The organism is Skermania piniformis, from assembly GCF_019285775.1.
Taxonomy (GTDB): domain Bacteria; phylum Actinomycetota; class Actinomycetes; order Mycobacteriales; family Mycobacteriaceae; genus Skermania; species Skermania pinensis.
Window position 1 is genome coordinate 1,773,385 of sequence record NZ_CP079105.1, and the last position, 26,954, is coordinate 1,800,338.

At 67.8% G+C, this 26,954-nt stretch carries 26 protein-coding genes and 1 pseudogene; 12 read left to right on the forward strand and 15 right to left on the reverse strand.

Translation table 11 applies throughout. From position 1 onward, the window contains the following. Positions 1-12 precede the first annotated feature (12 nt). The 7 genes from KV203_RS08210 to KV203_RS08240 form a co-directional block, all read right to left on the reverse strand. Positions 13-1,725, reverse strand: a complete 1,713-nt coding sequence (locus tag KV203_RS08210; protein ID WP_066467828.1) for a thiamine pyrophosphate-binding protein — start codon at positions 1,723-1,725, stop codon at positions 13-15. Continuing rightward, positions 1,722-2,630 carry an SDR family NAD(P)-dependent oxidoreductase gene (locus KV203_RS08215; protein ID WP_066467833.1) on the reverse strand — a complete coding sequence of 303 codons (909 nt, stop codon included), beginning with the start codon at positions 2,628-2,630 and terminating at the stop codon, positions 1,722-1,724. Before KV203_RS08215 ends, KV203_RS08210 begins: the two co-directional genes overlap by 4 nt. Continuing rightward, the gene (locus tag KV203_RS08220) at positions 2,630-4,453 is read right to left on the reverse strand and encodes a flavin-containing monooxygenase (RefSeq protein ID WP_066467834.1); all 1,824 of its coding nucleotides are present in this window, start codon (positions 4,451-4,453) and stop codon (positions 2,630-2,632) included. Before KV203_RS08220 ends, KV203_RS08215 begins: the two co-directional genes overlap by 1 nt. A gap of 34 nt (positions 4,454-4,487) precedes the next feature. Beyond that, complete coding sequence (locus KV203_RS08225) at positions 4,488-5,849, reverse strand: aromatic ring-hydroxylating oxygenase subunit alpha (protein ID WP_066467836.1); 1,362 nt, start codon at positions 5,847-5,849, stop codon at positions 4,488-4,490. An 18-nt stretch (positions 5,850-5,867) separates the two neighbouring features. After that, positions 5,868-6,746, reverse strand: coding sequence for an SDR family NAD(P)-dependent oxidoreductase (locus KV203_RS08230; protein ID WP_066467838.1), 879 nt, complete (start codon positions 6,744-6,746; stop codon positions 5,868-5,870). Between the two features lie 3 nt (positions 6,747-6,749). After that, positions 6,750-8,342: an SMP-30/gluconolactonase/LRE family protein gene (locus KV203_RS08235; protein ID WP_066467840.1), complete on the reverse strand. Its 1,593-nt coding sequence runs from the start codon at positions 8,340-8,342 to the stop codon at positions 6,750-6,752. Between the two features lie 179 nt (positions 8,343-8,521). Then, positions 8,522-9,328, reverse strand: a complete 807-nt coding sequence (locus KV203_RS08240; protein ID WP_066467841.1) for a FadR/GntR family transcriptional regulator — start codon at positions 9,326-9,328, stop codon at positions 8,522-8,524. 76 nt (positions 9,329-9,404) lie between these two features. On the opposite strand from KV203_RS08240, the gene KV203_RS08245 reads away from it, so the two are divergent. Genes KV203_RS08245 through KV203_RS08265 form a run of 5 tightly spaced genes read left to right on the forward strand, consistent with a single transcriptional unit; the run spans position 9,405 to position 14,537 of the window. Then, complete coding sequence (locus KV203_RS08245) at positions 9,405-10,574, forward strand: acyl-CoA dehydrogenase family protein (protein WP_066467842.1); 1,170 nt, start codon at positions 9,405-9,407, stop codon at positions 10,572-10,574. 2 nt (positions 10,575-10,576) lie between these two features. Further along, the gene (locus tag KV203_RS08250) at positions 10,577-11,521 is read left to right on the forward strand and encodes an acyl-CoA dehydrogenase family protein (protein ID WP_066468247.1); all 945 of its coding nucleotides are present in this window, start codon (positions 10,577-10,579) and stop codon (positions 11,519-11,521) included. Between the two features lie 51 nt (positions 11,522-11,572). After that, complete coding sequence (locus KV203_RS08255; RefSeq protein ID WP_246600756.1) at positions 11,573-12,301, forward strand: enoyl-CoA hydratase/isomerase family protein; 729 nt, start codon at positions 11,573-11,575, stop codon at positions 12,299-12,301. Next, the gene (locus KV203_RS08260; protein ID WP_066467849.1) at positions 12,298-13,488 is read left to right on the forward strand and encodes an acyl-CoA dehydrogenase family protein; all 1,191 of its coding nucleotides are present in this window, start codon (positions 12,298-12,300) and stop codon (positions 13,486-13,488) included. Before KV203_RS08255 ends, KV203_RS08260 begins: the two co-directional genes overlap by 4 nt. Continuing rightward, positions 13,485-14,537, forward strand: coding sequence for an acyl-CoA dehydrogenase family protein (locus tag KV203_RS08265; protein ID WP_066467851.1), 1,053 nt, complete (start codon positions 13,485-13,487; stop codon positions 14,535-14,537). Before KV203_RS08260 ends, KV203_RS08265 begins: the two co-directional genes overlap by 4 nt. Here KV203_RS08265 and KV203_RS08270 read toward each other — a convergent pair. The 7 genes from KV203_RS08270 to KV203_RS08300 form a co-directional block, all read right to left on the reverse strand. Next, a complete protein-coding gene (locus tag KV203_RS08270) occupies positions 14,488-16,314 on the reverse strand; it encodes a vWA domain-containing protein (protein ID WP_246600758.1) in 1,827 nt (608 codons plus the stop codon). The genes KV203_RS08265 and KV203_RS08270 overlap by 50 nt on opposite strands. Before the next feature lie 217 nt (positions 16,315-16,531). Then, a complete protein-coding gene (locus KV203_RS08275; protein ID WP_169797468.1) occupies positions 16,532-17,188 on the reverse strand; it encodes a helix-turn-helix domain-containing protein in 657 nt (218 codons plus the stop codon). A gap of 368 nt (positions 17,189-17,556) precedes the next feature. Next, positions 17,557-18,507, reverse strand: a complete 951-nt coding sequence (locus KV203_RS08280; RefSeq protein WP_066467859.1) for a fumarylacetoacetate hydrolase family protein — start codon at positions 18,505-18,507, stop codon at positions 17,557-17,559. A gap of 31 nt (positions 18,508-18,538) precedes the next feature. Further along, positions 18,539-19,660 carry a VOC family protein gene (locus KV203_RS08285; RefSeq protein ID WP_066467860.1) on the reverse strand — a complete coding sequence of 374 codons (1,122 nt, stop codon included), beginning with the start codon at positions 19,658-19,660 and terminating at the stop codon, positions 18,539-18,541. Positions 19,661-19,757: 97 nt separating this feature from the next. Then, positions 19,758-20,378 (reverse strand): TetR/AcrR family transcriptional regulator, encoded by a 621-nt coding sequence (locus KV203_RS08290; RefSeq protein ID WP_066467861.1) that lies wholly within the window; start codon positions 20,376-20,378, stop codon positions 19,758-19,760. A gap of 222 nt (positions 20,379-20,600) precedes the next feature. Continuing rightward, positions 20,601-21,017 carry a type II toxin-antitoxin system VapC family toxin gene (locus KV203_RS08295; RefSeq protein ID WP_083529855.1) on the reverse strand — a complete coding sequence of 139 codons (417 nt, stop codon included), beginning with the start codon at positions 21,015-21,017 and terminating at the stop codon, positions 20,601-20,603. Beyond that, complete coding sequence (locus KV203_RS08300; RefSeq protein ID WP_066467864.1) at positions 20,996-21,175, reverse strand: hypothetical protein; 180 nt, start codon at positions 21,173-21,175, stop codon at positions 20,996-20,998. Before KV203_RS08300 ends, KV203_RS08295 begins: the two co-directional genes overlap by 22 nt. Before the next feature lie 139 nt (positions 21,176-21,314). On the opposite strand from KV203_RS08300, the gene KV203_RS08305 reads away from it, so the two are divergent. The 7 genes and pseudogenes from KV203_RS08305 (at position 21,315) to KV203_RS08335 (ending at position 25,258) form a co-directional block, all read left to right on the forward strand. Further along, positions 21,315-22,052 carry a PaaI family thioesterase gene (locus tag KV203_RS08305; RefSeq protein ID WP_083529856.1) on the forward strand — a complete coding sequence of 246 codons (738 nt, stop codon included), beginning with the start codon at positions 21,315-21,317 and terminating at the stop codon, positions 22,050-22,052. A gap of 56 nt (positions 22,053-22,108) precedes the next feature. Beyond that, positions 22,109-22,411, forward strand: coding sequence for a hypothetical protein (locus tag KV203_RS08310; RefSeq protein ID WP_066467868.1), 303 nt, complete (start codon positions 22,109-22,111; stop codon positions 22,409-22,411). 1 nt (position 22,412) lies between these two features. Continuing rightward, on the forward strand, positions 22,413-22,577 hold the full coding sequence (locus KV203_RS08315) for a hypothetical protein (RefSeq protein ID WP_157079701.1): 165 nt from the start codon (positions 22,413-22,415) through the stop codon (positions 22,575-22,577). Next, a complete protein-coding gene (locus tag KV203_RS08320; protein WP_066467870.1) occupies positions 22,574-22,813 on the forward strand; it encodes a hypothetical protein in 240 nt (79 codons plus the stop codon). Before KV203_RS08315 ends, KV203_RS08320 begins: the two co-directional genes overlap by 4 nt. Before the next feature lie 361 nt (positions 22,814-23,174). Next, positions 23,175-24,508, forward strand: a pseudogene (locus KV203_RS08325) (ISL3 family transposase). A gap of 19 nt (positions 24,509-24,527) precedes the next feature. Next, positions 24,528-24,686: a hypothetical protein gene (locus tag KV203_RS08330; protein ID WP_157079702.1), complete on the forward strand. Its 159-nt coding sequence runs from the start codon at positions 24,528-24,530 to the stop codon at positions 24,684-24,686. After that, on the forward strand, positions 24,683-25,258 hold the full coding sequence (locus KV203_RS08335) for an ADP-ribosyltransferase domain-containing protein (RefSeq protein ID WP_066467876.1): 576 nt from the start codon (positions 24,683-24,685) through the stop codon (positions 25,256-25,258). The genes KV203_RS08330 and KV203_RS08335 overlap by 4 nt, the downstream gene beginning before the upstream one ends. Before the next feature lie 12 nt (positions 25,259-25,270). Here the strand turns inward: KV203_RS08335 and KV203_RS08340 are convergent, their stop codons facing one another. Further along, complete coding sequence (locus KV203_RS08340) at positions 25,271-26,953, reverse strand: class I adenylate-forming enzyme family protein (RefSeq protein WP_066467878.1); 1,683 nt, start codon at positions 26,951-26,953, stop codon at positions 25,271-25,273. Between the last annotated feature and the right edge of the window lies 1 nt (position 26,954).

Here is a 26,954-nt window from a genome sequence, read left to right on the forward strand (position 1 = left end):
CGTCGTTCATGGTCACTGGGTCCCTTCGGCGTACCAGGTGCGGAACTCGTCGTATGACGGCATTTCCTCGGAGTTGGCTTTCGGGTCGACCGCGACGTGGATCACGCCCGGTTTGCCGCTGGCGTAGGCCCGTTTGATCGCCGGCGCGATGTCGGCGTCGCGCTCGACGTACTCGCCGTAGCAGCCAAAGCCCTCGGCGACGATGTTCAGTCGGGTGTCGCGGCTCCAGTGCGTCCCGGTCTCCCGCGAGCCCGGTCCGAAGGTGCGCTTGTAGACGCCGACTTCCAGCCCCCAGGCGTAGTCGACCGCCACGACACACACCAGCGGCAGGTTCAGTCGGGCCGCGGTTTCCAGCTCGGCGATCTGGAACTGGAACGACGAGTCACCGGTCACCAGCATCACCGGCCGCTTGCCGCCGTCCGCCACCGACGCACCCACCGCATACGGTAGGCCGGTGCCGAGGTGGCCGAAGTTCTGGTTCCAGATCACGTCGTGCGGCTTGGCCTGCGAGTAGGTCCAGCCGAAGATCGTCGTCGCACCGCCGTCTCGGACCATGATGCCGTCGGCCGGAAAAGCTTTGGTGGCCTCGACGATCAGCCGGGCCGGGTGGACCGGCGTCCGGCCCACCGGTGCGGTCTCGGCCAACTCGGCGATCCGGGCGGCGTCGGCCTCGACCAAGCGGGCCAGGTCCGGGCCGGCGGTCCGCGGCGTGTCGGCGAGCGCGTCGACCAGTTGCGGGACCACCGCGCGCAGATCACCGACCAACGGCACGTCGATCGGCCGGTTCACCCCGATTGCGGTCGGATCCTGCTCCACCAGAATCCATTTCCGTCCGGCTTCCCCGGCGTGCCAGTGCCGGCCGCGGCCGTAGTGCACCGGTTCGCCCAACTCGGTGCCCAGCGCGAGGCACAGATCCGATCCGACGACGGCCTCGATCGCCGAGGGGGAGAAGCCGTACGGGAAGGTGCGATCCGCCACGCCGTCGAGATAGGAGGTGCCGCCGGAGGTCTGGATCACCGGGCAGGCCATGAGTTCGGCCAGTTGTCGTACCGCGGGCCCGGACCGGCTGGTGTGCACCCCGTGGCCGACCAGCAGGATGGGATGCTCGGCGGCCCGGATCAGCTCGACTGCCTCGGCCACCCGGTCCGCGCCCGCGGTCTGCCCGACCAAGCGATAGCGGCTCGGCGGCAACGGCTCCGGGACATCGAGTTCGGCCAGGATGACGTGCGACGGGTACTCGATGTACACCGGTCCGGGGGTGCCGGTCAGCGCTCGGCGCAGCCCTTCGCGGATGATCTCGTCTGTCTGGTCGGCGTATTCGATGCTGGCGGAGTACTTCACCGACGGCGCGAACAGATCCGCCTGGGGCACGAACTGGATCCGGCCGCGGCGCACCCGCTGTTCGGTGATCCGGGCGCGTTGCCCACCGAGAAAGATCACCGGTGAGTGCTCGACCTTGGCGCACATCATCGCACCGGCCAGGTTCGCCACGCCCGGGCCGAGCGTGCCGATACATACCGCCGGGCCACCGGTCATCCGGGAGACCGCCTCGGCCATGAAGCCGGCGGCTTCTTCGTGATGCGGCGCGACGACGTTCCAGCCGCGCTCCTCGGCGAGATGGAACATGTGCACGAAGTTGGGATCGGGGATGCCGAAGATGGTGTTGATCCCCTCGGCCTCGAACAGATCCAGAATACGTTCGTAGACAGGAACTTTCGTGTTCATTCGGCGGCCTCCATAGCTCGGGCGAAGCTGCGCTTCAGGTGATCGGTGTGTCCGGTCGCGGTGGGCAGGATCCAGGAGTCGGCGGTGTCGCGGATCGCCTCGATATCGGCGCCGACCTGCTCGACGGACCACTGGGGCCGGTACACGCCCGGAGTTTCGGCAAGGTAGGCCCGCGCCACCCGGCCGGCCACCGCGACGAAGATCTCGCCGGTGACCGAACAGCTTTCGTGCGCCAGCCAGCCGACGGCAGGCGCGACCAGTTCGGGACCCATCGGGGGATAGGCCGAGGTGTCCAGCCCGTCGGCCAGCCGGGTCACGGCGGCGGGCACGATGACGTTGCACTGCACGCCGCTGTCCGCGCCCTCCAGCGCGACCACATTGGACAGCCCGAGAATGCCGGCTTTGGCCGCAGCGTAATTGGCCACGTTGCGGTTGCCGTACAGGCCGCCGATCGACGAGGTGAGGACCACCCGGCCGTAGCCGGCGTCGGCCAGCACCCCGAAAGCGGGCCGGACCACGTGGAACGCGCCGCGCAGGTGGACGTCGAGCACCGCCTCGAAGTCGTCGTAGGACAGGTCGCGCAGCGAGCCGTAGCGGACGTTGCCCGCGTTGTGCACCACGATGTCGAGCCGGCCGAACCGGGCCAGCGCGGTGTCGACGATCGTCTGCCCGCCTTCCGGTGTGGCGACCGAGTCGGTCGAGACGACCGCGCGGCCGCCGGCCGCCTCGATCTCGGCCACCACATCCGCCGCGGGACTGCCGGGCACCGTGTCACCGCGGACGCCGGCGCCCGGGTCGTTGACCACGACGCGGGCGCCGCGCTCGGCGAGCAGTAGCGCGTAGGCGCGGCCCAGGCCGCGTCCCGCGCCGGTGACCACCGCGACGCGATCGTCGTAGCGCAGCATCACTTCTCCAGGTCGAGCCCGGCCAGATCCCCGGCGTCGCGCCAGGCCTGGAGTACGTCGCCCATCGCGTGGAAGCCCGGCCAGTACGGCTCGCCGAGGTGCGAGCGGATCGGCTGCTCGCCCTCGTTGTTGTAGTAGCCGGGGGTGCATTCCAATTGGAAAGCGCTGTTGTCGACTGCGGTTTCGGAGATCGTGGTGCACCACTGCTGGACCGCTTCCTCGGTCGGTTCCAGGCTGGTGACGCCGTCCGTGGTGGCCTTGGCGAGGAGGTACGCGAGATGGGTGGCCTGCTGGTCGAACATGTCGGTCGTGCTGGCGGTGACGCCGCCCTGGATGAACCCGGTGAAGAAGATGTTCGGGAATCCCCGGGTGGTCAGGCCGTGCAGCGTCCGGTAGCCGTCGGCCCAGTGCTCGTAGAGTGACAGGCCGTCGCGGCCGGTGAACGGGGCGATGCCGAACCGGCGGTCGAGGTCGGTGGTGATCTCGAACCCGCTGGCGAAGACGATGCAGTCCACCTCGTGCTCGACCCCGTCGGCGACCACACCCTTGGCGGTGATCCGCTCGACCCCTTTGGTTTTCGAGACGTCGACCAGCGTGACATTGTCCCGGTTGAAGGTCGGCAGGTACGCGTCGCTGAAACACGGCCGCTTGCAGAGGAACCGGTAGTAGGCCTTGAGCGCCTCGGCGGTTTCCGGGTCGTCGACGAGCTCGTCGACCCGCTGCCGGGCCCGCTCCATCGCCTTGTAGTCCTCGATCTCGCGCAACTCCATGAACTTCTCCGGCGTCAGTGTCGCCCAGCCGTTCGTGGCGCTGATGTGCGCTTCCAGATTGCGGCTGACCTCGGTCCAGCCGTCGCAGATCAGGTCCGGCTGGCCGGGGGCGAACGCCTCGAACGCGGCGGTGTGGAAGTTGCGCTTGCGCTCGGTCGTCCAACCCGGCTGCAACGACGCGGCCCATTCCGGATCGGTCGGTACGTCGCCGCGGTCGTAGATGTAGGAGGGGGTGCGCTGGAATACGTACAGGTGCTCCGCCGAGCGGGCAATATGCGGAATCACCTGGATGCCGCTGGCGCCGGTGCCGATCACCGCGACCTTCTTGCCGGCCAATCCGTCCAGGTCACCCTGCATGCTGCCGCCGGTGTAGGCGTAGTCCCAGCGCGCGCTGTGGAAGCTGTGGCCGGTGAACTCGTCGATGCCCGGGATGCCCGGCAGCTTCGGCTTGTTGAACGGGCCCTGCGCCATGATGACGAACCGGGCGCGGATGTCGTCGCCCCGGTTGGTGCCGATCTTCCAGCGGGAACTTTCCGCGTCCCATTCCAGCGAGCGCACCAGCGTGCTGAAGATCGCCCGGTCGTAGAGGTTGTAGTGCTTGCCGATCCGCTGCGCGTGCGCGAAACACTCGTCGCCGCGGGAGTACTTCTCGACCGGCATGTACCCGGTCTCCTCGAGCAGCGGCAGGTAGGCGTAACTGTCGGTGTCGCACTGGATGCCGGGATAGCGGTTCCAGTACCAGGCACCGCCGAAATCCCCGCCCAGCTCGATGATCCGGAAGTCGGTCACCCCGGCCTCGGTCAGCCGGGCGCCGGCGATCAGGCCGGCCCAGCCGCCACCCAGGATGGCCACCTCGATCTCGTCGGTGATCGGCTCGCGCGGCTCGACCGCAGTGTACGGATCACCCTCGTAGGCCTCGGTGAACCCGTCCTCGGTCGTCCGGTACTGATCCTGGCCTTCGCTGCGCAGCCGCTTGTCCCGCTCGGCGAGGTATCGCGTGCGCAGCGCGTCGATGTCGATGTCGGGCGTCGCGGTGGGGGTGCAGTCGGTCATCGGAATCCGTTCGGGGTGAGGAGTTCGACTCGGGTCAGCGGAGATCGGTGGGTTCGCCGGTGCCCATGTACTTCGCCAGGTTGTGATGCAGGTTGACCACGCTGCGTTCGCGATACGGGTTCGGCTTCGGGCCGGAGAAGCCTCGCGACTTCATGCCCTGCTGGACCGCGGCCATGTTGTCGAAGTCCTGCGGGAGCACCGTGCGCCAGCCCGGGTCGCCGACCGGTGTGTACTCCCACGCGGTCGCCGGCTCCTGTCCGTCCGGGAACAGCTCGAAGACGGCGGCTTCGAAGATGCACTTGTCCGGATTCACCCCGAACGGCCGGAACCGGTAGCAGAGCATGTTGTTCACCGCGTGCCCGATCTGGAAGTTCGGGAAGATCTGCCAGGCGGTGCCGCTTTCGGCGACCACGGACGGCTCGACCTGCGGCCAGAACACGCCACGTGCCTCGTCCTCGGCGCGTGCGGTGTCGAGCCAGTACCGCAGCACCTGGTCGCTCGGGGTGCCCTCGGGGAGCTCGTCGACCAGTCGGTTCGCCACGTCGACCAGCGTGCGGGTGGTGTTGGTGTTGGCGTTCTCCCAGGTGAAGTTCTGCAGCGTCGCGGTGGAGATGCGGGCGTCGGTGCCGCCGCCGACCCGCAGCTTGGCCTGGTTCTCCTCCATACCCTTCGGCGCGTCGTAGCCGATGTTGGAGTGGCGGCCGTGTGCGCGGGCCCAGCCGAGGAAGCTGCCGAAGTTGGCGAACTCGGGATGGGTGTAGGGGACGTGGTAGGTCTCCATGAAGGCCTCGAACGCGACCTTCCAATTGCAGTCGAAGTCGACCCAGCGCCGCCAGCGGTACCGCATCTTCTCCAGCTCGAAGTTCTCCAGCAGCTTTGCCGCCGGTTCCAGGTAGTCCCGCAGGGATTCGGCGTCCGGGTCCATGTTGATCCAGACCCAGCCGCCCCAGGTGTCCACCTGGACCGGGTTCAGCCCGTCGTTGCGTTCGCTGAGCCCGCAGGTCCAGTCGTCGCGCTCGGCGACGAAGGTGTTGCGGCCGTCGAGGTCGTAGCGCCAGCCGTGGAAGCCGCAGATGAACTGCCGGGCGCTGCCTCGGGCGTCGTGCGCTCCGGTGGGGGTGTCGACCAGCCGGCGGCCGCGATGGGCACACACGTTGTGGTACGCGCGGATGGTGTCGGGAGCGGTGCGCACCACGAGGATCGAGTCGTTCACGATGTCGTAGGTGAGGAAGCTGCCGACGCGCGGCAGCTCTTCGACCCGGCAGACCTGTTGCCACACTTTGGCCCACAGCTTGTCGCCCTCGGCGCGTGCGTACTCCGGGCTGGTGTAGGCGTCGATGCCGATCTCCATCGGCGTGGACAGCAGCTCGGTCGGGGTCTCGGCGGTGTCGGTCATGACAACTCCTGGTCGATATCAGCGGGTGATCGCGGCCCGGAACTCGGCGTTCTCCAGGAACAGCGACGTGTGGTCGGCGCCCAGGTGGGTCCATTTCAGGTTCAGGCCGCCGTCGACGAGCAACGTCTGGCCGGTGAGGTAGCTCGACAGGTCCGACAGCAGGAACAGGATCGGCCCGGCCTGTTCCTCCGGGGTGCCGCGGCGGCCCATCGCAATCGCCGTCCGGTCCCGTTCCGGATCGTCGCCGACATAGGCCGTCGACGCCGGGGTCGCGGTGACCCCGGGAGCAACCGCATTCACCCGGATCCCGGTCTGTGCAAGTTCCACGGCAAGGGTGCGGGTGGCCGCTACCAGGGCGGCTTTCGCCGTGCCGTAGGCGATGTGGAACGGCGCGGTGTTCATCCCGCTGATCGAGGAGAGCGAGACGATCGAGCCGGGCCGTCCGGCGGCTTTCAGTTCCGTGGCGACCGCCTGGCTCATGAAGAACATCGTCTCCACGTTCTGCGCGAACAGATCCCGCCAGTCCGTACGGGTGACCCGGGTAGCCGGCATCCAGGTCGCCGGTGCCGCGCCGCCGGCGACATTCACCAAGCCGTGCAACGGAACTCCGCTTGCTCGGGCCGCATCCAGGATTTTTGCCACGCCGTCGTCGGTACTCGCATCGGCGGCGCAGGAGACAACCGGAAGTCCTTCCGCAGCAAGCGGCTCCACGTGCGTGGCAAGGTTCTCCGGCGAGCGGCTCACCGCGATCACGGTCGCGCCGGCGCGGGCGAGGAGTCGGGTGATAGCGGTGCCGATCCCGCCACCGCCCGCACCGGCGACGATCACGCCGCGATCGCCGAGCCCGAGTCCGGCGAGGCCGGGATCGATGCCGGTGTGGGCGCTGCCGTTGGCCATGGACTACCCCGAGATCCGTACGGCCAGCACACTGCCCTCCGCGTCCGCCGACACGTAGACCGTCCCGTCCGGGCCGGCGGTGATTCCGGCGAACGGACCCATCGGCCCGGAGAACGGCGGCGTGCCGAGCAACGGCTTGGCGACGACGCCGTCGGGCACCCCGAGTGGCAGGTCGGCGGCGAGGGTCTGCCGCTCCTTGGTCGCCAGATCGACGGAGATCAGCTCTTTGCGGCCGGAGTCGACGATCAGCAGTCGGTCGCCGCGCATCAGCAGTCCGTGCGGGGTGACCAGGCCGTCGACCACAGTGTCGACTCCGCCCGAACCGACGGACACAACCCGGCCCGCGCCGGTCTCGGCGACCAGGATCTGCTGCCCCGGTCCGATCACCACTCCGGTAGGTGCACGCAGCCCGGTCGCGAGCGCCTCGGTCTGCCCGCCGCGGACCGACAGCACCCGACCGGCGCCCATCTCGACCGCGACGATCGAGCCGTCCGCTGCGGCGGTGATCCCGTAGAGCTGGTCGAAACCGTCTGCCACGAAATCGGTTTCGGGTTCTGGGCCGTGCCGGTAGTAGGCGATCTGCCCGCCGGAGGTCGCGCAGAGGAATTCGTTCGCGCCGACCGCGGTCACACCGCGGACATAGCCCGGGGTGTTCAGGCTGAACAGCGAGGCGACCACGTCGAGCCGGCCGCCGACCCAGGCGTAGAGGAAGGTGCCGTCGGCGACGTACAGGGTGCCGTCCGGGCCGACCGTCAGGTCCAGCGGCCACATCAAGCCACCGTCGAGCATGTCCTTGGTCGCGCCGCCGCCGAGGATCTCGGTGATCGCGCCGCCGAAGCTGGAGACGAACAGCCGGCCGTCGACGAACGTGCAGTTGTCCAGGCCGGGGGCGAGCTGGGCCAGCACCTCGCGGTTGCCGGTGCGCGGATCGATCCGCAGCACCTCGCCGGTGCCGACCTGGGTGGAGACGATGAAACCGGCCGCATCGAACTTGACCGAGTCGGGCACCCCGAGGTCGCCCACGACCCGTTCCGGTGTGCCGCCGTCCGGGTCGATCCGCCAGATGTCGTTGGTGCCCATGACCGGGTAGTAGAGGAGACCGTCCGGGCCCACCTCCATCGCGTTGGGCATCGGGAGGTTGTCCTGCAACACTTTCGGCGCGCTGCCGTCCAGTGGCAGCTCCATCAGCCGGCCACCGATCCGGCACTCGTTCACGAAGAGCCGGCCGTTGTGCACGGTGATGCCGTTCGCGCCCGGCAGGTCGTCGCGCAGCACCCGGCTGGTGCCGTCGGTGCTGCGCACGCTCACCCGAGCGTCCATGTACTCGGTGGCGATGAGGTTGCCTGCCGGGTCGAACGCGATGTCGTCCGGCGCGATGATGTCGCCGCCCTTGGCGCTGATCGTCTCCAGTTCGCCGGTGCCGATGTCCAGGGCGCTGATCTGGCTGCCGGCGACCTGCGCCACGTAGATTCGGTTGTCCGGTCCGGTGCGCAGACCGTTGGCGCCGAACAGTCGGCTCGGCGGCGTCAGCCGCTCGACGGTCACCCCCTCGGCGGCGGCGATGGGTGTGGTGCTGCGATAGCGCCCTCGAGTCACAGCGCAAACCTCCCGGTACGTCTGGCTCTGTGTCGTGGATCACGCTACGCCAATCCTCATAAGGATGGCAATAAGCCTGGTGTCGGGCTCGCGCGCGTCTTGTCCTATCAATGCAGGTCAGAGCATGAAATACGAATATTTCAGAGTGAGAACGCGGTTTTCGGTGACGTCTCGATCGGTCAGATGCGCGCGCGGGTGACCGATTGCAGAGCCAGCCGTGCGCCGGCCGCCGCCGCACTCACGATCCCGTCGTCGGTCTGATCCAGCACCACGGCCTGCGCGGCGCTCAGGTGCGTCCGGTATAGCCGCTGCGCCTCCGCGCCGCGGCCGGCTTCGATCTCCTGCACGATGCGCCGGTGGGTGCGCACGACGGCCTCCGCTTCGTCGCGGGACGGGTAGTGACCTTCGCGGGTGAGCGTCTCCGCCCAGGCCTGCTCCTGTGCGGACCACAAGGTGACCAGAGTGGCAACCACATACCGCACAGTGAGATTCGGGGTGTACGAGACGATCAGATCGTGGAACTCGCGCGCGGTGTGGGTGAACGCCACGCCATCGCCGAGTAGGGCGGCCGATCGGTCGACATTGTCGATCAGTGCTGGCACGACGGTGGTCGCCCGATCGGTCCGGGCGGCGCATTCGCCGGCGCACAGCGGTTCGAGAGCGCGTAGCCCGGCGGCCAGATCGCCGAGCGTCACCCGGGCGCCCTGGAGGGCGAGGCCGAGGTGATACGCGGCCGATGCGGCGTCGGGGCGATGGACCTCGGCGCCGCCGATATTGCCGCGGCGGACCGTCACCAGCCCCTCGGTCTCCAGGATGCGAAGTGCCTCGCGGATCGACGGATAACTGACCCCGAAGTCCTGGACCAGCTGATCCTGGGTGGGGAGGCGGTACTCGTCGTCCCCGTTCAGGATGCGGGTGCGCAACTCGGCAGCGACGGTCTCGGCGATCCGGCGCTGCGGCACCCGGCCCGCCCGAGCGTTCGTCATAGCGGCAGTTTAGTCGGCAGCGGCTGCGCCATACAAAGATTGCTATCCTTATGAGGATTAACGTACCGTGCCAATCATGGACTTCTCGATGGGCGAGGTCGCCGCTGGTTTGCGCGGTGAGCTCCGGCGCCTGATCGACACGGAGGTCCCCGACGGCTATCTGGGTGCCTTCACCGACGACCCGGCGGACCTCGCAGCGGCCCAACGGTTCTGCGGCGTGCTCGCCGAGCGGGGCTTGCTCTGCGCGGCCTGGCCCGAGCGGTTCGGCGGGCGGGACGCTTCGGTGTGGGAACAGACGGTCGTCCGCGAGGAGATGTGGGGTTACCACGAGCCGCGCGGCGCGCAGTACATGGGCGTGAACTGGGTCGGACCGACGATCATGCGACACGGAACGCACCTGCAACAGCGGCTGCATCTGCCGCCGATCGCGCGCGGTGAGGTGATCTGGTGCCAGGGATTCAGCGAGCCCGACGCCGGCTCCGACCTGGCCTCGCTGCGCACCGCGGCGCGGCGGGACGCCGACGGCTGGCGGATCTCCGGGCAGAAGATCTGGACCTCGTACGCCACCATGGCGCAGTGGTGCTTCTTGCTCGCCCGCACCTCCACCGGCGGCCCGAAACAGCGGGGGCTGACCGTCTTCCTGGTGCCGATGACCGAGGCCGGGATCGAGGTCCGGCCGATCCGGTCGATGCTCGGGCCGCACCACCTCAACGAGGTGTTCTTCGACGGGGTGCGGGCCACCGACGCGGATGTGCTGGGGCAGGTCGACGACGGGTGGTCGGTGGTCCAGGAGGTGCTGGCGTTCGAGCGGGTCGGCATCGCCCGCTACGCCCGCTGTGAGCGGCTGCTGCAAGCAGCTCCGGATGCGCTCGGAAAGGATTGGGACGCCATCGCTCCGGCGTTGCGTGGGCGCTGGACCCGGGCGCTGGTGCGGGCCCGGCGGGCTCGTTTGCTCGCCTATCAGGTGCTCGCCCGCCAGGACGCGGGGCGGGTGTCGCCTGGCGACACTGCCGCCTATCGCATCGCCGTGACCCGGCTGGACCAGGAGAGCGCCGCCGTGCTGGCCGAACTCGCCGCACATGTGCCGGACGACACCGATGCCGGCCGGCACTTCCGCCGTGCGGTCGAGGATCACTGGCGCTATGCCAATGCCGCCACGGTGGCCTCGGGGAGCGTGGAGATGCAGCAGATCCTGCTGGCCCGGTCGTTGCTCGGGGGTCGGCGCCGGGTGGGTGAAGCCGCATGACGATGGTTCTCGAACTCTCCGAGGAAGCAACCGAATTCGGTCTCCAGGCAATACAGGTGCTGCGGGCCGCAGGCGGCGACGACCTGGTGCAGGCCGCCGAAGCCGACCCGACCCGGCGGCAGGCGCTGGTCGAGCCGGTGTTGGCCCGGATCGGTGCCTGGGAGCTGGCGCCCCGCCGCGACCCGGTGGAACTGGAGGCCGCTGCGGCACTGTGCCGCAGCGCGGGGTATTGGGCCACCCCCTATCCGGTGGCCGAACGACTCGCCCGTCCGGACGACCTCGACGTCGATCTGCTCGTCGCGGTCGCCGGGGCGCATCCGGCCGCGGCACTCGCCGGTATCGACCTGCGGGTCGCTGCGGTGGACCCCGGTGGGCGGCGCGGTTCGGCCACCGTGCTGCCCGCCGCGGGCTCGCCCAGGGAGACGGGGTTCGTGGCGCCGCTGTCGGTCGATCCGGTGGATGAATCCGGCTCCGGCGACCTGGCGCTCGCGTACGTGTTGCCGTGCTGGACCCTGCTCGGACTGCTCGATCGGGCGATGGAGTTGGCTCGCGAGCATGTCCTCGTGCGACAGCAGTTCGGTCGGCCGCTGGCCGAGTTCCAGTCGGTGCAGTTCCAGCTCACCGACGCGGAGGTGGAGCGCCGCGGCGTCGAAGTGCTTGCCCGGTATGCGCTCTGGAGTATGCAGGCCGGCCGCCCGGACGCGGTGGCCGACGCATTGGCCCTACGCGTCGCCGCGCTGGAGGCCGCCGACGTGGTCTTCCGGGTGACCCACCAACTGCACGGAGCCCTCGGCTTCTGCGACGAGACCACGCTGTCCTGGCTGTCCCGGCACAGCTTGGCCCTGCGCCGATTGCCGTTCGGCCGCACCGACACCGAGGATCTGCTCACCCGGCGGATCGGCACCGCCGGACTGGCGGGCCTGTATTCCGATCCACCGGGGGTGTGAGCCGTGTATGACGGTTTGCCGCCCGGTCTTACGGTGACCGCGGACGGTGCCGTGCGCACCGTACTGATCGATCGGCCTGCCGAACTCAACGCGGTGAATGCCGATCTGCATCGGGCTTTCGCCGAAGTGTGGCGGCACCTCGCGGCGGATCAGGGAGCGCGGGTGGTGATCCTGACCGGCGCCGGCCGCGCGTTCAGCGCCGGTGGCGATCTGGACTGGATCACCTCGTTCCTCGACGACCCGGTCGCCCGGGACGAGAGCATCCGGGAAGGCGCGCAGATCATCGAGGAGATGCTGCGGTTCCCGCTGCCGGTGATCGCCGCGGTCAACGGTGCGGCGATGGGGCTGGGCGCGAGCATCGCGATCCTGTCCGACATCGTGCTCATGTCGGACCGGGCCTACCTCGCCGACCCGCATGTTGCGGTCGGGCTGGTCGCCGGTGACGGCGGGGCCGCGTTCTGGCCGCTGCTCACGCCGATCCTGCGCACCCGTGAGTTCCTCTACACCGGCGATCGGATCGACGCTGCGACCGCGGTCGAGGTCGGCCTCGCGAGCCGGATCGTGCCGGCCGATGGGCTGCTGGACGAGGCGCGGGCCCTGGCCGGGCGGCTCGCAGGTCAACCGGTGGAGGCGCTGCGCGGCACCAAACGGGTGGTGAACATGTACTTGGCGCAGGCTCTGGCCGGGCCGATGCAGGCGGGGTTTGCGGCCGAGGTGGTGTCGATGCAGACGCCCGAGCATCGGGAGCGGCTGTTGGCGTTGCGGAACCGGTCCGGATGACCGCCTGGTCCGACGACCCGGAGGAGTTCCGTGGCCACGTCCGCCGGTGGTGCGCCGAGGAGATTCCGGCCGACTGGCGGACGACCCAGGCAGCTGCGAGCGACGCCGAGTTCGTTCGTTTCCAACAGGGCTGGTTCCAGCGGCTACGCTCGGCTGGCTTCGCGGTGCCGCACTGGCCGGCCGAGTACGGCGGCGGTATGCCCGTCGCCCACCAGATCGTGCTGTATCAAGAGCTTGCCGCGCACGATGCGCCGCGGCTGGTACTTGCGTTCGTCGGGGTGCACCATGCTGCCGCCACCCTGCTGGCCGCGGGTACCGAAGCGCAGCGCCACCGGCACCTGCCCGCGATCCTGGACGGCGAGATCTGGGCGCAAGGATTCTCCGAGCCGGAGGCCGGCTCGGATCTGGCCGCGCTGCGCACCACCGCCCGCCGCGACGGTGACTACTACGTCGTGACCGGACAGAAGGTGTGGGTCAGCGGAGCCCAGTACGCCGACTGGTGCCTGCTGCTGGCTCGCACCGATCCGGATGTGCCTAAGCGGAAAGGCATCTCGTATTTTTTGCTGGACATGCGCAGCCCGGGCATCGAGGTGCGGCCGATCCGGCAGGCGACGGGGGAGGCACACTTCTGTGAGTTGTTCCTGGACCAGGTGCGGATACCTGCGGCGAACCTGATCGGCGCGGAGAACCAAGGTTGGCAGGTGGCGCAGCAGACGCTCGGTGCAGAACGCGGACTCACCATGCTGGAGCTGTCGGAACGGCTGGGCCACGCGGGATTCCGCTGGCTGGCCGAGGAGGCGCAACGCTGCGGCCGGGACGCGGACCCGTTGGTCACCGACCGGCTGTGGCGGCTGGAGACCGAGCTGACCGGGCTGCGCCTGATGTGCCGGGACCTGGTGGAACGGCACGAAGCCGGCACCGTCGGCCCGGCCGATGCCTCGATCGTCAAGCTGTTCTACAGCGAGTTGTTGCAGCGGATCATGCGGTTCGGCACCGAACTCGGCGGGGTGGTATCGCACACCGTGGTGCGTAAGCCGATGTCCGGCGGCTGGGAGTCGGGGGCCTGGGTGCTCGACTTCATCGGGTCGTGGGAATGGACGATTCCCGGCGGGTCCAGCGAGATCCAGCGCACCATCATCGCCGAGCGTGGTCTGGGCCTGCCGCGGGAGCCGGTGGTGCCGGGATGAGCGAGTTCGCGGAGCTACACGCCGAACTGCGCGCCGTGGCGCGTGACGTGCTCGGCAAGGCCGGACCGGAACCGGTGTCCTGGGATTCGATTGCCCGTGCGGGCTGGATCGGGCTGGAGGCGTCGGAGGAGTTCGACGGTGCCGGAGCCGGTTTCGCTGAGGCGGCGGTGCTGTTCGAGGAGATCGGGCGGGCGGCCGCGCGCACCCCGCTGCCTTCGGTACTCGCTCTGAGTATTCCCGCACTGGCTGCGATCCAGCCGGATGAACGGCGCGACAACCTATTTCGAGAGGCTATCGCCGGAGAGACGGTGCCGATCGTCGTGCTCGAGCCGGGGTTCCGGATCGAGGACGGCTGCGTGCACGGCGCGGCGGAGTTCGTGCTCGACGCGCCCGTTGCCGATCTGTTGCTGATCTTGGTGGGGACCGCGATTGCGGTGGTCGACCCGGCGAACGTCGTGGTGACCGAGACCCCGCTGGTCGACGCGACCCGCTCGGTGGGATCGGTGGCGGCCGCCGGTGCAGCGGTCCGGGCGCTCTGGCCGGTCCCGGAGCTGGCCGGTCTCCGGGACCGAGCCGCGCTGGCGGTCGCCTGTGATTCGTTGGGCGTCGCCGAGGCCATGCTCGACGCCACCGTCTCCTATGCGAAGGTGCGCGAGCAGTTCGGCCGGCCGATCGGCTCGTTCCAGGCGGTCAAGCACGCGTGCGCAGACATGCTGGTCACCGTGACGGTCGGCCGCCATCTCACGGCGGCTGCCGTCCGAGCGGTCGCCGAAGGTGGCCCGGACGCGCGGATCGCGGTCGCCAGAGCGACCGTCTACGCCACCGAAGCCGCCGTCGACGTCGCCGGTAAGGCCATGCAGTTACATGGCGGCTACGGCTACACCTGGGAGAGCGGCATCCATGTCTACCTGAAGCGGGCCACTATGAACCGGGCGCTCTTCGGGTCATGCGACGGTCATGGCCTCGAACTCGGGTGCTTCCACCAATCGGCGCCGACAGCTATCGGTAGCGCAGCTCGAAGCGAGCCTGATGGTACTCGCAGTAGCTGAGTACACCCGTTTCGGAGGCGGCGCCGGCCGGATTCCCTACGCAGGTGTAGGCGTCGATGACTACCGCGTTGCGCGCCACCGGTACCCCGTCGCCTGCGAACATGCGGTCGAAGACCTCTCGCGCCTCGGCGCATCGGTCGGCGGGCTGAACGACCAACTCGAACTCGCCCTGGTCCGTCCTATATAGACCGCATGACTGCCACCCTTCCGTGGATGTACTCGAGGCCTGCTCGAGTGCGCAGCCCTCGCTGCCTTGGCTACGCCCGATATGCGGCTGACCGATCGTATCGTCGTCGGCCAATGTGAATGCGATGGAATAGCCAGCGTCCTTGGGCGTCACGCGAAGGATCTTCGAACCTTGGCCGCCTGTTGCCCGCTCAACGGAGGCGTCGGCGGCGTACGCCTCGGTAACTGCGGCGACCGTGGAGCCGTCCCCGACGCCGCGGTCGGTCATCGTGCCGAGTGGAGTGTTGATACCCGTGACCTTTCCCGTCTTGTCGTCGATCCACACGGAAAGTTCCCTCCAGTCCGCTCCTCGGGCAGCGGCCAGCACGGTGCAGTTATAGTAATGCTGCTTGTCCAGAGGTTTTTCGGCGACGGACCGGACCTCCGTTTCGGTCATTCCGATCTTCATCGGCCCATATCCCTGAAAGTCCGCCAACGGCGGATTCGTCGGCTTGCATCGGCAAAGCACGATGGACTGGATCTCCCCGGACAGGGTGCTGCCGGAGTCGGCGTATTCTTCGACGACCATTTGATAGGCCGCTTCACCACTCGGATCAGCATCGAACAGCACGGTACGGGTACCGTCGCTGTTGTCGTTGGTCTGCAACGGCTTTCCGTACAGCTCGACTGCATGATCCAGGTCCGTGCCAGGGATCAGTCCGTCGATGGTCCGGCCGCCTCCATCGGGCACGATCCGATCGAGTACGCCGTCGATGAACGTCCAGCCACAATCGATGTAGCTGACCGTGACCGTCCCGGTTCTCGATACATCGGGAAAGTCCCGGTGGTTCGCCCGGATCTCGTCGAGCGTGCTGCCGAGCGTGATGCCTTGCAGTCCGTTGTTCGTCAGTGATCTCTGGGCTTCCGGAAGGTCTTGGGTGGCCAGCAGTCGGGCACTCAGCTGCCCGGCGTTGTCCGCCTGCACGAACAGCCCGCCGGTGGCGGCGGCGATGCAAGACAGTTGATCGCTGGCCGCGCCGACGGTCTTGAAGCCGATGGTTGAAATCGACAGGCCTGGACGCGACCGTTCTGCCTCCGCGGCCGCGTCGCACGGCGGGGTATCGCAGGTGTCCTCCCCGTCGGAGACCAGCACGATAGCTTGAGCTTTTCCGTCGTCGGGTAGCTGCGTGACAGCGTCGCTCAGCGCCAGGCTGATCGGCGTCCAGCCGGATGGTCGTAGTCCGTTGATCGCGCCACGAATTGAGCCGCGATCCAACTTGCCCAGTGGTACCAGGGTCGATATGTCACGACAACCTGCCGTCTTCTCGGCGTCGGAGCTACCAGTGTGGGTGCCGTAGGTGATCAATCCGATTGAGCTACCGTCCGGTAGCGCGTCGACCAGTGCCGCGCCGGCGGCTTTCGCAGCATCGATTCGGGGGCCCGGTGCGTCGGCCTCGGCCATCGAACCGGACCCGTCCAGGATCAAGATCGTCGGCACCGCATCAGCAGTCGCGCCGCGTAGAGGCTTCGATCCGTTGTTGTCGTCGGCTTCCCCACATCCGGTCGACACCAACGCAAGAAGGGCCATAGCCAACACAATTCGACCCATCATGCCTACTGACCGTACAACGCTTTCGTCGGCTGCACAGTCGTCCGAACGACCGACAAGTTAGTTGACGGCGCCCGGTCCAGCCGTCACCAGGTGGTTCACACCGAGTAGTAGCCGATGCGGTGGCACGCCCCGCCGACCACATCGCTCATCTGCTGGCTCGACAGGGTCACGGCGCCGTCCGGTCGGACCAGTGCGTCGGCGCGTCGGCGTCGCTCAGTCAGCTGGCCAGGGCCGACCCGGGTTCGACCTCGAGTACCGCGCAGTCTCGGGCGGCCAGCGCTCGCCGGTCCGATGGGGCGGGCGGGGCGCTGGTGCTGTCGGTGAGCAATTGGGTGGCTTCTCGGGGGTGCTCAGCCCACAAGATGGTCGTGATGGGTGCGTCGTCGTGCGGCTGCGGCAAGGTGAGTCCTGCGGCGCCCGACAGCGCCCACCGGCCTTGGCTCGCTTGCCCAGCGGAGGCGACCTGGCCTAGGGGCGCGGTCCCGGTGAACAAGGCGACGTCGGGGCTGCGCAGTGGGGAGGCGTATCGCGCTGCGGTGGTGAGCAGGTCGACCGGGTCGGATGTGCCGGCGTATCGGGCCAGGCGTTCCTGCCAGCGGGTCAGGTGCCCGTCTGGGTCGGTGGGGTAGCCCGCTTCCAGCAGCGCCCGCGCCGCGCGGGCAGCAGCCGGCTCGCTGCTGGCGCGTGTGGCGAGATCCAGTTGCAGTCCGCATGCCAGTGCGATCTCGTTCAAGGTTCCGGCGGCGGGATCGACGCGGCCGCCGAGGATGCGTGACATCGTCGACTGCGAGATGCCGGCGCGGCGCGACACCTGATTGGGGCTGAGCCCGGTGTCGGCTATCCATTCTCGGACAGCAGAGGCGATTCCATCCATATATGGATGTTCGTCCGCCGCCGGAGTGCTCGGTTTCGTCAGTTTGTTCATGTCTACCCAAAGCGGGCGACGCTGAACCGAGCAGTCTTCGGGTCATGACGTCATGCAACCGCTTAACAACACACTTCGTGGGTCTCGGCGCTCACGTTCTCGCTGAGATGGGGAAGCTCGAAGCGAACTCCGCGATCCTCCGGTGCCGCCGATCCAACGGGGACCGCCCGGGGTTGCCGATAGACGCCCGTCCAGCGGTCCAGGATCAGCACCGACGACGACAACCGGGAGAACCTCGTCGGTGGGAGCGGGGCCCGGGTGGCGACATCGAGATCGTCACCGGCTGCGCCTTCATCCGCACGCGTTGCGGCAAACGGTCATCCGGCGTACCGCACTCTGGTGGTTTGCGTGCCCAGGTCGAGCGCGCCGTCCCGGGTCGCGACGGTGGCCTCGACGAGGTCGCCGTCATGCAGATATTTGGGGTTCTTCGCCTGGCGTCCGAAGAACAGTTTCCACTTGGTTGCGGGTGGCAGCAGCGAGCCGATGATCTCCACCGGCTTGGGTGGCGCCGAGAGCGCGGTGCCGACGGGCGTGCCGGTCAGCACGAGATCGCCGGCGGCCAGATCCTGGAACCGGGTCAGCGATTGCAGCGCCCGCAATGGCGGATAGATCATGTCGCCGCCGACTCGACTGTCCTGGCGCAGTTCACCGTTGACCCAGAGCCGGAGCACCAGGTCGTCGAAGCGGCGGAGTTCGTCGGCGTCCAGCAGCACCAGGGCCGGCCCGGTCGGGGTGAACGTGGGGTAGGACTTGGCTTCGTAGAACTGGGTCTGCGGCAGCTGGATGTCGCGGGCGGAGACATCGTTGGTCACGACCAGACCCGCGATGAACTCGGCCAGGTTGTCCGCGGTGATCGCGGTACCGACCGGGATCGGCCGACCGATGACCAGACCGATCTCGACCTCGTAGTCCAGCAGCCGCACGTGCGCGGGTTTCACGATGTCGTCGACCGGACCGCTGATCGAGGCCGACGACTTCCGGAAGAAGGTCAGCGGAATCGATGCCGGATCCATCCCGGAGTCGGTGACATGCGAGGCGTAGTTCGTCATCTGCGCGACCACCCGGCAGGGTGCGGTCACCGGGGACAGCAGGGTGAGGTCGGTTACGGGTACGAGATCGGCACCGGCCGCCGCCGCGGCGACGGCCGGGCGATCCGTGAGCAACTCGGCGGTACTACTCGCGCTGGTGGCGACCTTCACGGCATGCTCCGGATCGCCGGGGATCTGCACCCACCACGCATCGGCGGTGCGCAGGACGGACACGCTCATCTGTCTTTCCTTCTGCTGTTGGATGATTCGGTCAGGAACGGGCGACGGCCAGCAGACCGCGCAATCGGGTGAGATCGAACTCGTTGTCGCCACGCAGTGCTGCGGCCATCGATCCGAGTTCGTGGAACGAGTCGGCGCGGCGCGGGGATACGCCGAGGAAGTCCAGCGAGGCCGGCGGTCCCCACTGGGCCAGGCCCGAAGCGGTCATCTCGGACCAGCCGGTGTCCAGCGTGTTGTCGAACATGTCGCCGTCGGTGAAGTGCTCCACGAGGAAGCCGTCCGGATCGCGCCAGTAGTCGAAGATCTGACTCCCCTCGATGTGCCGTCCGATACCCCACGAGCGGAAGTAGCCGTGATCGAGCAGGTACTCTCCGCCCGCGGCGAGCGCGTCGAGATCGCAGACCTGGTATGCCGAATGGACGTATCGGTTGCGGGGCCCGAGCGTCAGCGCCAGGGTGTGATGGTCGGTCGGGTCGGTGCCCCGGTCGCACCGGATGAAGCTCATCACCGGACCTCGATCACGTTGCCCGGCATAGAATTTGAAGTCGCTGACGATCATTCCCAAGTGGTTCAGATACCAGTCGAGAGTTTCCCGGTACTTCGTCGTCTGTAGCACCACGTGGCCGAGCCGTCGAACCTGCGCCGGCTCGCGCGGCGGCCGCTGTGGCGCGTTCACCCGGGGGGTCGCACCGGCGTTGATGACCTGCGTTGTCTGCGATGCCATTTCGGGGAGCCGGTGGGTGTCGGTGACCACTCGGACGCGGAGCCCGCTGGGGTCGAGCAGGTCGGTGCTGAAGCCGCCGAGGTGTTCCGGAAGGCGCCGCGCCCGTACCCCGGTCGCGTCGGCGAGGAGTGTCAGGTCGGCCGGGTCGGCCGCGGCAAAGGCGGCGCCGAGATAGGCCGAACGGGGGCTCTTGGTGATCAGGACGGCCGGCGTGCCGGCCTGGGTGCCGCGCAGGACCAGCTCGCCTGCGCTACGGGTGACGGTGCTGAATCCGAAGGCGTGAGCGAACGCTTCGGCGCGAGCCAGGTCGGGTTTGGCGAACTCGAGCCAGGCGAGATCGGTGACCTTGATGATCGGGTTGGTCGCGCGCCCTGGGTGTTCGCCGGGCAAGGCGCCGCGTTCGCAATGCAGGTTGTCGTGGTGATTCATGGCGATCCCCTCAGCAGTTCTGAATATATCTTCAGTTATGAGCTGGGAGGCTGTCAATGACTTCTGACGATTTCCTCGAGTTGGTGCGGTGCGCTCGTCAGGCCAGGTCGGGCAGCGGCACCGCGCAGATCGCGCGGGCTTCCGGCGAGCTCAGCCCCAGATGTCGCAGCAGGTCCACAGCGAGCCGATCGGTCGCGTCGGCATCGTCACGGTCGGGCTGCACGTGCAGTAGTTGTCCGAGGCAGATCATGGTTCCGGCGACAACGGTCATCGTCAGATCGAGGTCGTCGACGGTGAACCGACCGGATGCGACTCCCAGCTCGATGTCTCGGCGTGCCCGTGGCCACAACCCGACCGGGGAATCGATCAGGGTGAGTGCGGTATTGAGCAGCGCCTTGCTCAACAACGGCTCGATCCGGTGCAGCCGACCGGTGAGCCGGAAGCTGTGCGCGAACGCCAGCGCGGGATCATCCAGATCAGCCGTCAGCCGGTCCAACAGCGCGCCGTGCGTATCGAGCGCGTCGACCGCGGCGGCGCGAAAGAGGGCTTCCTTGGTGTCGAAGTGGTTGTAGAACGACCCGGTCCCGATGTCGGCGGCGGCGGTGATCTCCGAAATCGGCACCGCGACATTGCCCTCGGCCAGAAAACCCTGTGCGGCGGCGACCAGGGCGGCTCGGGTCCGCGCTTTTCGCCGGTCGAACCGACTCGGCTCGCTCATCGGAACGCCTGGGGCTGCGGTGCTGCGCATTCGGTCGCGACGCTATTCCGCGACATCGCCGAGCAAGCGGCCGAGCACAGGTGCGCTTGCGCTTCACGTGGCATAGAGTTCGTCACCGCGTCTGTCAGTCGCATCGCGACCGCCGGGGGCACGGCATACCTCCTCGCTGGCCTGATCTATCAGGGTAGCGGCCGCGTGCTCGGCGGCCCCGGGATCGCGAGGTCACACCTCGACCAACGTCACCCGCCCCCCGCACAGGCGCGACATGTCGTCGACGTCGGCGGTAAGCATGATCACCGGTCCTGGCTGGTGCAGCGCGGTCACCGCCACCATGGCATCGATTGCGTGCTTGCGGCCGTCGGCGTGATGTTTCGCGAGTAGGTCGGCAGCCTCGCGAAACCAGGCGACATTCATCGGTTGGATATCGAGCTGGGAAAGAACGTGATTCCACCGTCCCGGGGTGGTTCCGTGGTGCATCGATTCGACCAGCGTGACACCGCTGATCGTCCGGTTCGCGCCGCGATCGAGCGCTGACCGGACAATCGACATCACTCGACGATCCTGCTCGAGGTAGCGGGAGAAACCCTGACAGTCGAGCACCAGCGTGCCCGCCGAGCTCAACCCGCGTCGGCGTGCCATGCCTTCTCGGCCGCCTCGGCTCGGCGCCAGATAGCCTCGGCTTCGTCGATCTCGTCGGCGGTGAAGGCGCCGCCACGCTGTTCGTACTCGGTCAGGTAATCGGCGGTTGCCCGGTTGCGGAGATGCTGCTCGATCGCGCTTGCTACCAGGGCGGACACACCTCGTGGTCCGACCCGGCTACGGAGTGCACGTACCGTGCCCTCGGGTAGTGACACACTGATCACCCTCGCTGGTCCTTCGCCGATACCGGGAGCTGGTTCAGTGTCCATGCTCAGGTCCATGACACAATATTAGCAAATGAATTATCAACGAAGCCTCGGAGGTGATTTGGTCCGCGATGGCAGTCCGGCGGCGAGTGGACTGTCCGCCGCGTCGTTCAGCGCGTCCGAATTGTCGACCGCCGGCGTCGAGGAAGTCGAGCGACTCTATGGCGGTCTGGCCGACGATGTCCGCCGGCTCATCGACGTCACGATCCGCTCGGCGGTCGACGAGGACCGGGTAACGCAGGCCCGGGCCCTGGTCCGGCAGGCCGAGCGCTTGCTGGCCGAGCAAGCGTCGCCGGAGCCGGCCGGAGTGCACTTCAACCGCGAGGGACGATCGTGGGACTGGGGAAACGCCGTGGTCGGGGTGCGGAACGCGATCGCGCCACCCGTCGTGGTCGTCCGCGCGCCCGACGGCACCGTCAGCTCGGAGGTCGAGCTCGGGGCCGCCTACGAGGGACCGCCGGGCTGTGTGCACGGCGGTGTCTCGGCGCTGATTCTCGATCACCTGATGGGTGAGACGGCCAGTGCCGGCCACACCCGGGTGACCGTGACGGGCACATTGACCCTCCGCTACGTCGCCCCGATCCCGCTCGGCCGGATCTGGATGCGGGCCTGGATCGCAGACGAGTCCGGTCGCAAGGTCACCGTGGTCGCGCAGATCGGCGCGGGCGAGGTGGGCACCGCCCCCGCAGTCGAGGCGACCGGGCTGTTCATCGTGCCGCGGTGGGCGACCGACGACGGAGTTCCGGCCGACATCGGATCTCTCGACTGACGCTCGCGATCCCTGCCCGGTAGGGTAGCCGGGTCAGCCGAAACGGGGGAGTCGGTATGTCGGGTTTCGAGGTAGATCCGGTGCGGGTAAACGCCGCGGCATCGGGTATCCACCGGATCATCAACGATTTCACGAGTATCGGGGTCGACCGCATCGTCGGGCCCGACGCACAATACGGCCACGAGGGCTTGCACGCCGCGTTCCGTGAGTTCTGCGAACGGTGGCAGCCGGGCGTTTCGGCGCTGCTCGCCGACGCGGGAACGCTCGCCGGCGGCCTGTCCGTGATGATGCGGCGGTACGAGCAGTCCGACAGTGCGTTCGGCGCGGCCGCCGGATCGGCATGGCCCGGCGGTCGGTGAGATGCCCGACCTGGGCGATACCGCGAATCCGCGCGCGTTGATTCCGGGTGATCCCGACGCGATCGCCGACAACGTGCGAGCGATCGGTGGGCGGGGTCACGCGCTGGCACAGGTAGGGGCGGCACTCGACGGTATCGACACCGGGGATGGAGGAGGTTTGCGATGAAGAAGATTGCCGGGAAGACGTTCATGACCAGCGAAGAAGCCGGCCTCGATCCGCTCACCCCACAAGACACCGAGGACATCAAGCAGAGAATCCGGAAAGGGCGGGCTCCGCAGCCGCAAGGCCCGCCCGAGCGAGACCCGCTGTTCCGGGAGCGGCTTCAAGACGACCTGAAAGGTACCGAGTTCGATCCCGACCGGCCGCCGAAATCTACCGACGACATTGCCAGCGGCGCGTGACGCGGACCGGGTGCAGGCGCTGATAAATGCAGTTCGCATACCGGTAAGGACGTGAGCAGATACTCGAAATTCCCGTGGCAGGAGAAGGTTCTGTTCCCACCGGAAACCCGATTCATGGTTGGCGCCCGTACCTACGACGCGACGACCGACACGGTCCGCATTCTGATGGAGGAAGTCCGATGAAGAAGATCGCGGGAAAGAAGTTCTGGACCAGAGAAGAGCTTGGCAAGGATCCGCTCACCCCGGAGGAAATCGGGCTCTTCCCAGATGAGGGTGTAGGTTCGGCACGGCGGTCACCGGATAGTGGTCGAGGTCTCCCGAGGATGAAGGTTCCTACACCGCTCATCCGGAAGACCTCGACGTGCCTGACGCTACCGTCGGCGCGAGCCCTGATGCTGGGTTCGGCCGCCCTGACCTGACTACGTTCTGCCGGCTGGACGAGCTCGGCCTCGTCGTGACCGGCCAGCACCTCGAACCCGATCGTGCCGTGCTGGCCTGCAAGATCGTCGAGCCGGACGACTGGTGTCGCCGTTGCGGCTGCCAGGGCACTCTGCGGGACACGGTGACCCGCCGGCTGGCGCACGAGCCGTTCGGTTGGCGACCGACGACGCTGCTGCTCACGATTCGCCGGTACCGGTGTACCGACTGCGGTCACGTGTGGCGCCAGGACACCGGCAAGGCGGCCGAGCCGCGAGCCAAGCTGTCTCGCCGCGGGCTGCGGTGGGCGTTGGAGGCGATCGTCGTTCAGCATCTGACAGTGGCCCGGATCGCCGAGGCACTCGCGGTCGCGTGGAGCACCGCGAACGACGCCGTGCTGGCCGAGGGCACGCGGGTGTTGATCAACGACCCGAACCGGTTCGACGGAGTGAAGGTCATCGGCGTCGATGAGCATGTGTGGCGGCACACCCGCAAGGGTGACAAGTACGTGACCGTGATCATCGATCTGACCGGTATCCGTGACGGCACAGGGACTTCCCGCCTGTTGGACATGATCGAAGGTCGGTCCAAACAGGTGTTCAAGACCTGGCTCGCCGACCGCGACGAGGCCTTCCGCGACAACGTCGAGGTCGTCGCGATGGATGGCTTCACCGGCTTCAAGACCGCCACCACCGAGGAACTCCCGGACGCGGTCGCGGTGATGGACCCCTTCCACGTGGTCCGCCTGGCCGGCGACGCGGTTGGACCGCTGCCGACGCCGCGTCCAACTGGACCTGCACGGACACCGCGGTCGCGCCGCCGACCCGCTCTACCGATCCCGGCGGACCCTGCACACCGGCGCTGACCTGCTCACCGACAAGCAACAGACCCGCCTCGAAGAGTTGTTCGCGAGCGAGGACCACGTCCAGGTCGAAGCGACCTGGGGCATCTACCAGCGGATGATCACCGCCTACCGCGAACCCGACCGCACCCGCGGCCGACAGTTGATGACCGCGCTGATCACCTCGCTCAGCAGTGGCGTACCGAAAGCCCTGATCGAGCTCGCCACGCTCGGCCGCACCCTGAACAAGCGTGCCGCCGACGTACTCGCCTACTTCCACCGGCCCGGCACCAGCAACGGCCCGACCGAAGCCGATCAACGGCCGACTCGAACACCTCCGCGGCTCCGCGCTCGGCTTCCGCAACCTGACCAACTACACCGCCAGATCGCTCCTGGAGACCGGCGGATTCAGAACTCGACTACACCCTCGATTGTGAAGAGCCGGAAATCGAAGACATGAAACGAAGGGCCGGTGCCGGGCGGGCTCCGCAGCCGCAGGACCCGCCCGAGCGAGACCCGCTGTTCCGGGAGCGGCTTCAAGACGACCTGAAAGGTACCGAGTTCGATCCCGACCGGCCGCCGAAATCCGCCGACGACATCGCGAGCGGCGCGTGACCGCGGACCGGGTGCAGGCGCTGATCAATGCATTGGCCAAGCTCCCACCCTACGTCGGCCCGGTGTTTCGTGGAACGAACCTTCCCGCCGACATCGTCGAGTTCTACGTGCCGGGAATCTTGGTGACCGAGTTCGCTTTCGTCAGTACGACCGCGGATCCGGCCAGCGAGTTTCCGGTTTCGACCGAGCTGGAGATCTTCTCGCGGAACGGTAAATCCATCAGTGCGCTCTCGGTGGACCCGGCCGAGCAAGAGGTGTTGTTCCCGGCGTACACCACGTTCGAGATCCTGGGCCGCGAGGTCGATCCGGTAACGGGAAAGACCTGTCTGCGGTTGACCGACACCGGGTGGCTGGGCGGAATCGACCCGAGCCGGGCGGTCGCCGGAAAGGTTTTCTCGACGCCCGATCAACTCGGTATCGGCGTCGACCGGGTGCCGTCCGATCAGGTCACGGCGATGGATCGGGCGCTCGCTGCCGCCCGCGCCGCTCGAAAGGCGGTACCGCGACGGAAACGGATCGTTCGCAGTGACAAGTTCTGGGACGACCTCCCCGGGACGGGTCTCGACGCGTAGTCGACCCGGGGTTCACTGGGGCGTGGCGGGTTCGGTGAGCCGCTTTGCCGCGAGTTCGCGCAGGTCCGACGACTTGATCTTCGCGCTGCCGGTGAGCGTGAAGTCTGTCTCGTCGAAGAACAACACGTGGCGGGGCACCTTGTAAGCGGCCAGACGCTCGCGGACGAAGCTTCGCAGCGCCTCGGCGTCGAGTTCGGTGTCACCCTGCGGGACGACGCAGGCCACGACGATTTCGCCGAGCGTGTCGTGCGGAACGCCCACGGTGCGGGCGATTTTCACCCCGGGGTAGTGGGCCAGTGCTTCGTCGACCTCGAGTGGAGACACGTTGGCGCCGCCGGTCTTGATGATGTCGGTGAGTCGACCGGTCCAGTACAGCCGGTCGGATTCGTCGAGGTAGCCGTTGTCGCCCGTGTGGAAGAACCCTGCGGCATCGACGGTTTCGTCCAGCGGGGTGCCGAGGTAGCCGAGCATCAAGGTGGGGCTCTTGATGCAGATCTCGCCGGACTCACCGCGCGGCAATATCTCTCCGGTGAGCGGATCGGCGATCTTCACCGTGACCCCGGGCAGCGGCAACCCGCTGCTGCCGGCGTGCACCTCGTCCGGCGTCCGGGCCGGGTAGCAGGTGGAGATCGTGAACGTCTCGGTATTGCCGTAGGCGTGGCCGCAATCGGTGTAGTCGGTAGCCACCGTGGGATGGCGTGCCGCGGGCGTATTGCGATCGGCGAACACCATGCTGCTCAGGTCGGCGTCGTCCCAGTTCGGCGCGGCTGCAAGTTGTGCCCACTGATGTGGCCACGCCACCGGAAAGGTGATCCGCTCCGATTCGAGCAGCGTCACGGCCTCGGTCGGGTCGAAGATGCGCTGCAGCACCAGTGTTCCGCCGGCTGCCAAGGTGGTCCCGAGTGCTTGGCCGAAGTTTCCGGACCAGAAGAACCCGTTCGCAGTCCAACACCGCACGGTGTCGTTCGGGCCGAGGCCGAACATTCGGGCAAATCGCCACAGCTGCACCGTAACTCCACGATGCGCGCTCAGAATTCCCTTGGGCTTGCTGGTCGTACCGGAGGAGAAGAAGAGCACTGCAGTATCGCCGGGTCGGGTCGATTCGGCGATCGCGGTGATCAACTCGGCCGGCTCGACCGTTCCGCGGGCGAGGAAGTCGGCCCAGCTCTCGACCGTGCCGTCCGGCTCGGCCCCGCCCACCACTGCCAGGTACCGCAGGAACGGATAAGCGGCCGAACGCAGTTCACCCGGCGCGGTGGTCCGGATCGCCGGTTCCAGGTCGGTGAGCACATCGGTGAAATCGGTCCGGGCGACCTGGCGCTCGAAGAGCAGCACCGACACCGCTCCGGTCCGGAGCAGGTGGTCGAGCTCGGCTGCGGTCGAGAAGGTGCTCAGCGTGACCGCGACGCCACCGGCCAGCGCGGTACCGAACACCGCTGCCAGCCACTCGGGCCGGTTTGTCATGAGCACCCCGACTCGGCCGTCTTTGCCGAGGCCGCACGCCCGCAGTGCGCGTGCCACATCCATCGAGCGATCCCACAGCTCGCGATAGGTCCAGCTGGTTTCGCCGGGCAGGCACACCGCCGCACGATCGGCGTACCGCGCGGTCACCTCGCGCAGAAACCCCGGCAGCGTGAGCGGTCCCAATCCCGGCTCGTCGGCCAAGGGTGGGCCGGTGGCAATGGCGGTGGTCATG

Bases quoted from the DNA above. Each gene is read 5' to 3' on its own strand.
- KV203_RS08210 (WP_066467828.1), bottom strand. From the start codon at position 1,725: ATGAACACGAAAGTTCCTGTCTACGAACGTATTCTGGATCTGTTCGAG.
- KV203_RS08215 (WP_066467833.1), bottom strand. From the start codon at position 2,630: ATGCTGCGCTACGACGATCGCGTCGCGGTGGTCACCGGCGCGGGACGC.
- KV203_RS08220 (WP_066467834.1), bottom strand. From the start codon at position 4,453: ATGACCGACTGCACCCCCACCGCGACGCCCGACATCGACATCGACGCG.
- KV203_RS08225 (WP_066467836.1), bottom strand. From the start codon at position 5,849: ATGACCGACACCGCCGAGACCCCGACCGAGCTGCTGTCCACGCCGATG.
- KV203_RS08230 (WP_066467838.1), bottom strand. From the start codon at position 6,746: ATGGCCAACGGCAGCGCCCACACCGGCATCGATCCCGGCCTCGCCGGA.
- KV203_RS08240 (WP_066467841.1), bottom strand. From the start codon at position 9,328: ATGACGAACGCTCGGGCGGGCCGGGTGCCGCAGCGCCGGATCGCCGAG.
- KV203_RS08245 (WP_066467842.1), top strand. From the start codon at position 9,405: ATGGACTTCTCGATGGGCGAGGTCGCCGCTGGTTTGCGCGGTGAGCTC.
- KV203_RS08250 (WP_066468247.1), top strand. From the start codon at position 10,577: ATGGTTCTCGAACTCTCCGAGGAAGCAACCGAATTCGGTCTCCAGGCA.
- KV203_RS08260 (WP_066467849.1), top strand. From the start codon at position 12,298: ATGACCGCCTGGTCCGACGACCCGGAGGAGTTCCGTGGCCACGTCCGC.
- KV203_RS08265 (WP_066467851.1), top strand. From the start codon at position 13,485: ATGAGCGAGTTCGCGGAGCTACACGCCGAACTGCGCGCCGTGGCGCGT.
- KV203_RS08270 (WP_246600758.1), bottom strand. From the start codon at position 16,314: ATGATGGGTCGAATTGTGTTGGCTATGGCCCTTCTTGCGTTGGTGTCG.
- KV203_RS08275 (WP_169797468.1), bottom strand. From the start codon at position 17,188: ATGGATGGAATCGCCTCTGCTGTCCGAGAATGGATAGCCGACACCGGG.
- KV203_RS08280 (WP_066467859.1), bottom strand. From the start codon at position 18,507: ATGAGCGTGTCCGTCCTGCGCACCGCCGATGCGTGGTGGGTGCAGATC.
- KV203_RS08285 (WP_066467860.1), bottom strand. From the start codon at position 19,660: ATGAATCACCACGACAACCTGCATTGCGAACGCGGCGCCTTGCCCGGC.
- KV203_RS08290 (WP_066467861.1), bottom strand. From the start codon at position 20,378: ATGAGCGAGCCGAGTCGGTTCGACCGGCGAAAAGCGCGGACCCGAGCC.
- KV203_RS08295 (WP_083529855.1), bottom strand. From the start codon at position 21,017: ATGGCACGCCGACGCGGGTTGAGCTCGGCGGGCACGCTGGTGCTCGAC.
- KV203_RS08305 (WP_083529856.1), top strand. From the start codon at position 21,315: ATGAATTATCAACGAAGCCTCGGAGGTGATTTGGTCCGCGATGGCAGT.
- KV203_RS08310 (WP_066467868.1), top strand. From the start codon at position 22,109: ATGTCGGGTTTCGAGGTAGATCCGGTGCGGGTAAACGCCGCGGCATCG.
- KV203_RS08315 (WP_157079701.1), top strand. From the start codon at position 22,413: ATGCCCGACCTGGGCGATACCGCGAATCCGCGCGCGTTGATTCCGGGT.
- KV203_RS08320 (WP_066467870.1), top strand. From the start codon at position 22,574: ATGAAGAAGATTGCCGGGAAGACGTTCATGACCAGCGAAGAAGCCGGC.
- KV203_RS08330 (WP_157079702.1), top strand. From the start codon at position 24,528: ATGAAACGAAGGGCCGGTGCCGGGCGGGCTCCGCAGCCGCAGGACCCG.
- KV203_RS08340 (WP_066467878.1), bottom strand. From the start codon at position 26,953: ATGACCACCGCCATTGCCACCGGCCCACCCTTGGCCGACGAGCCGGGA.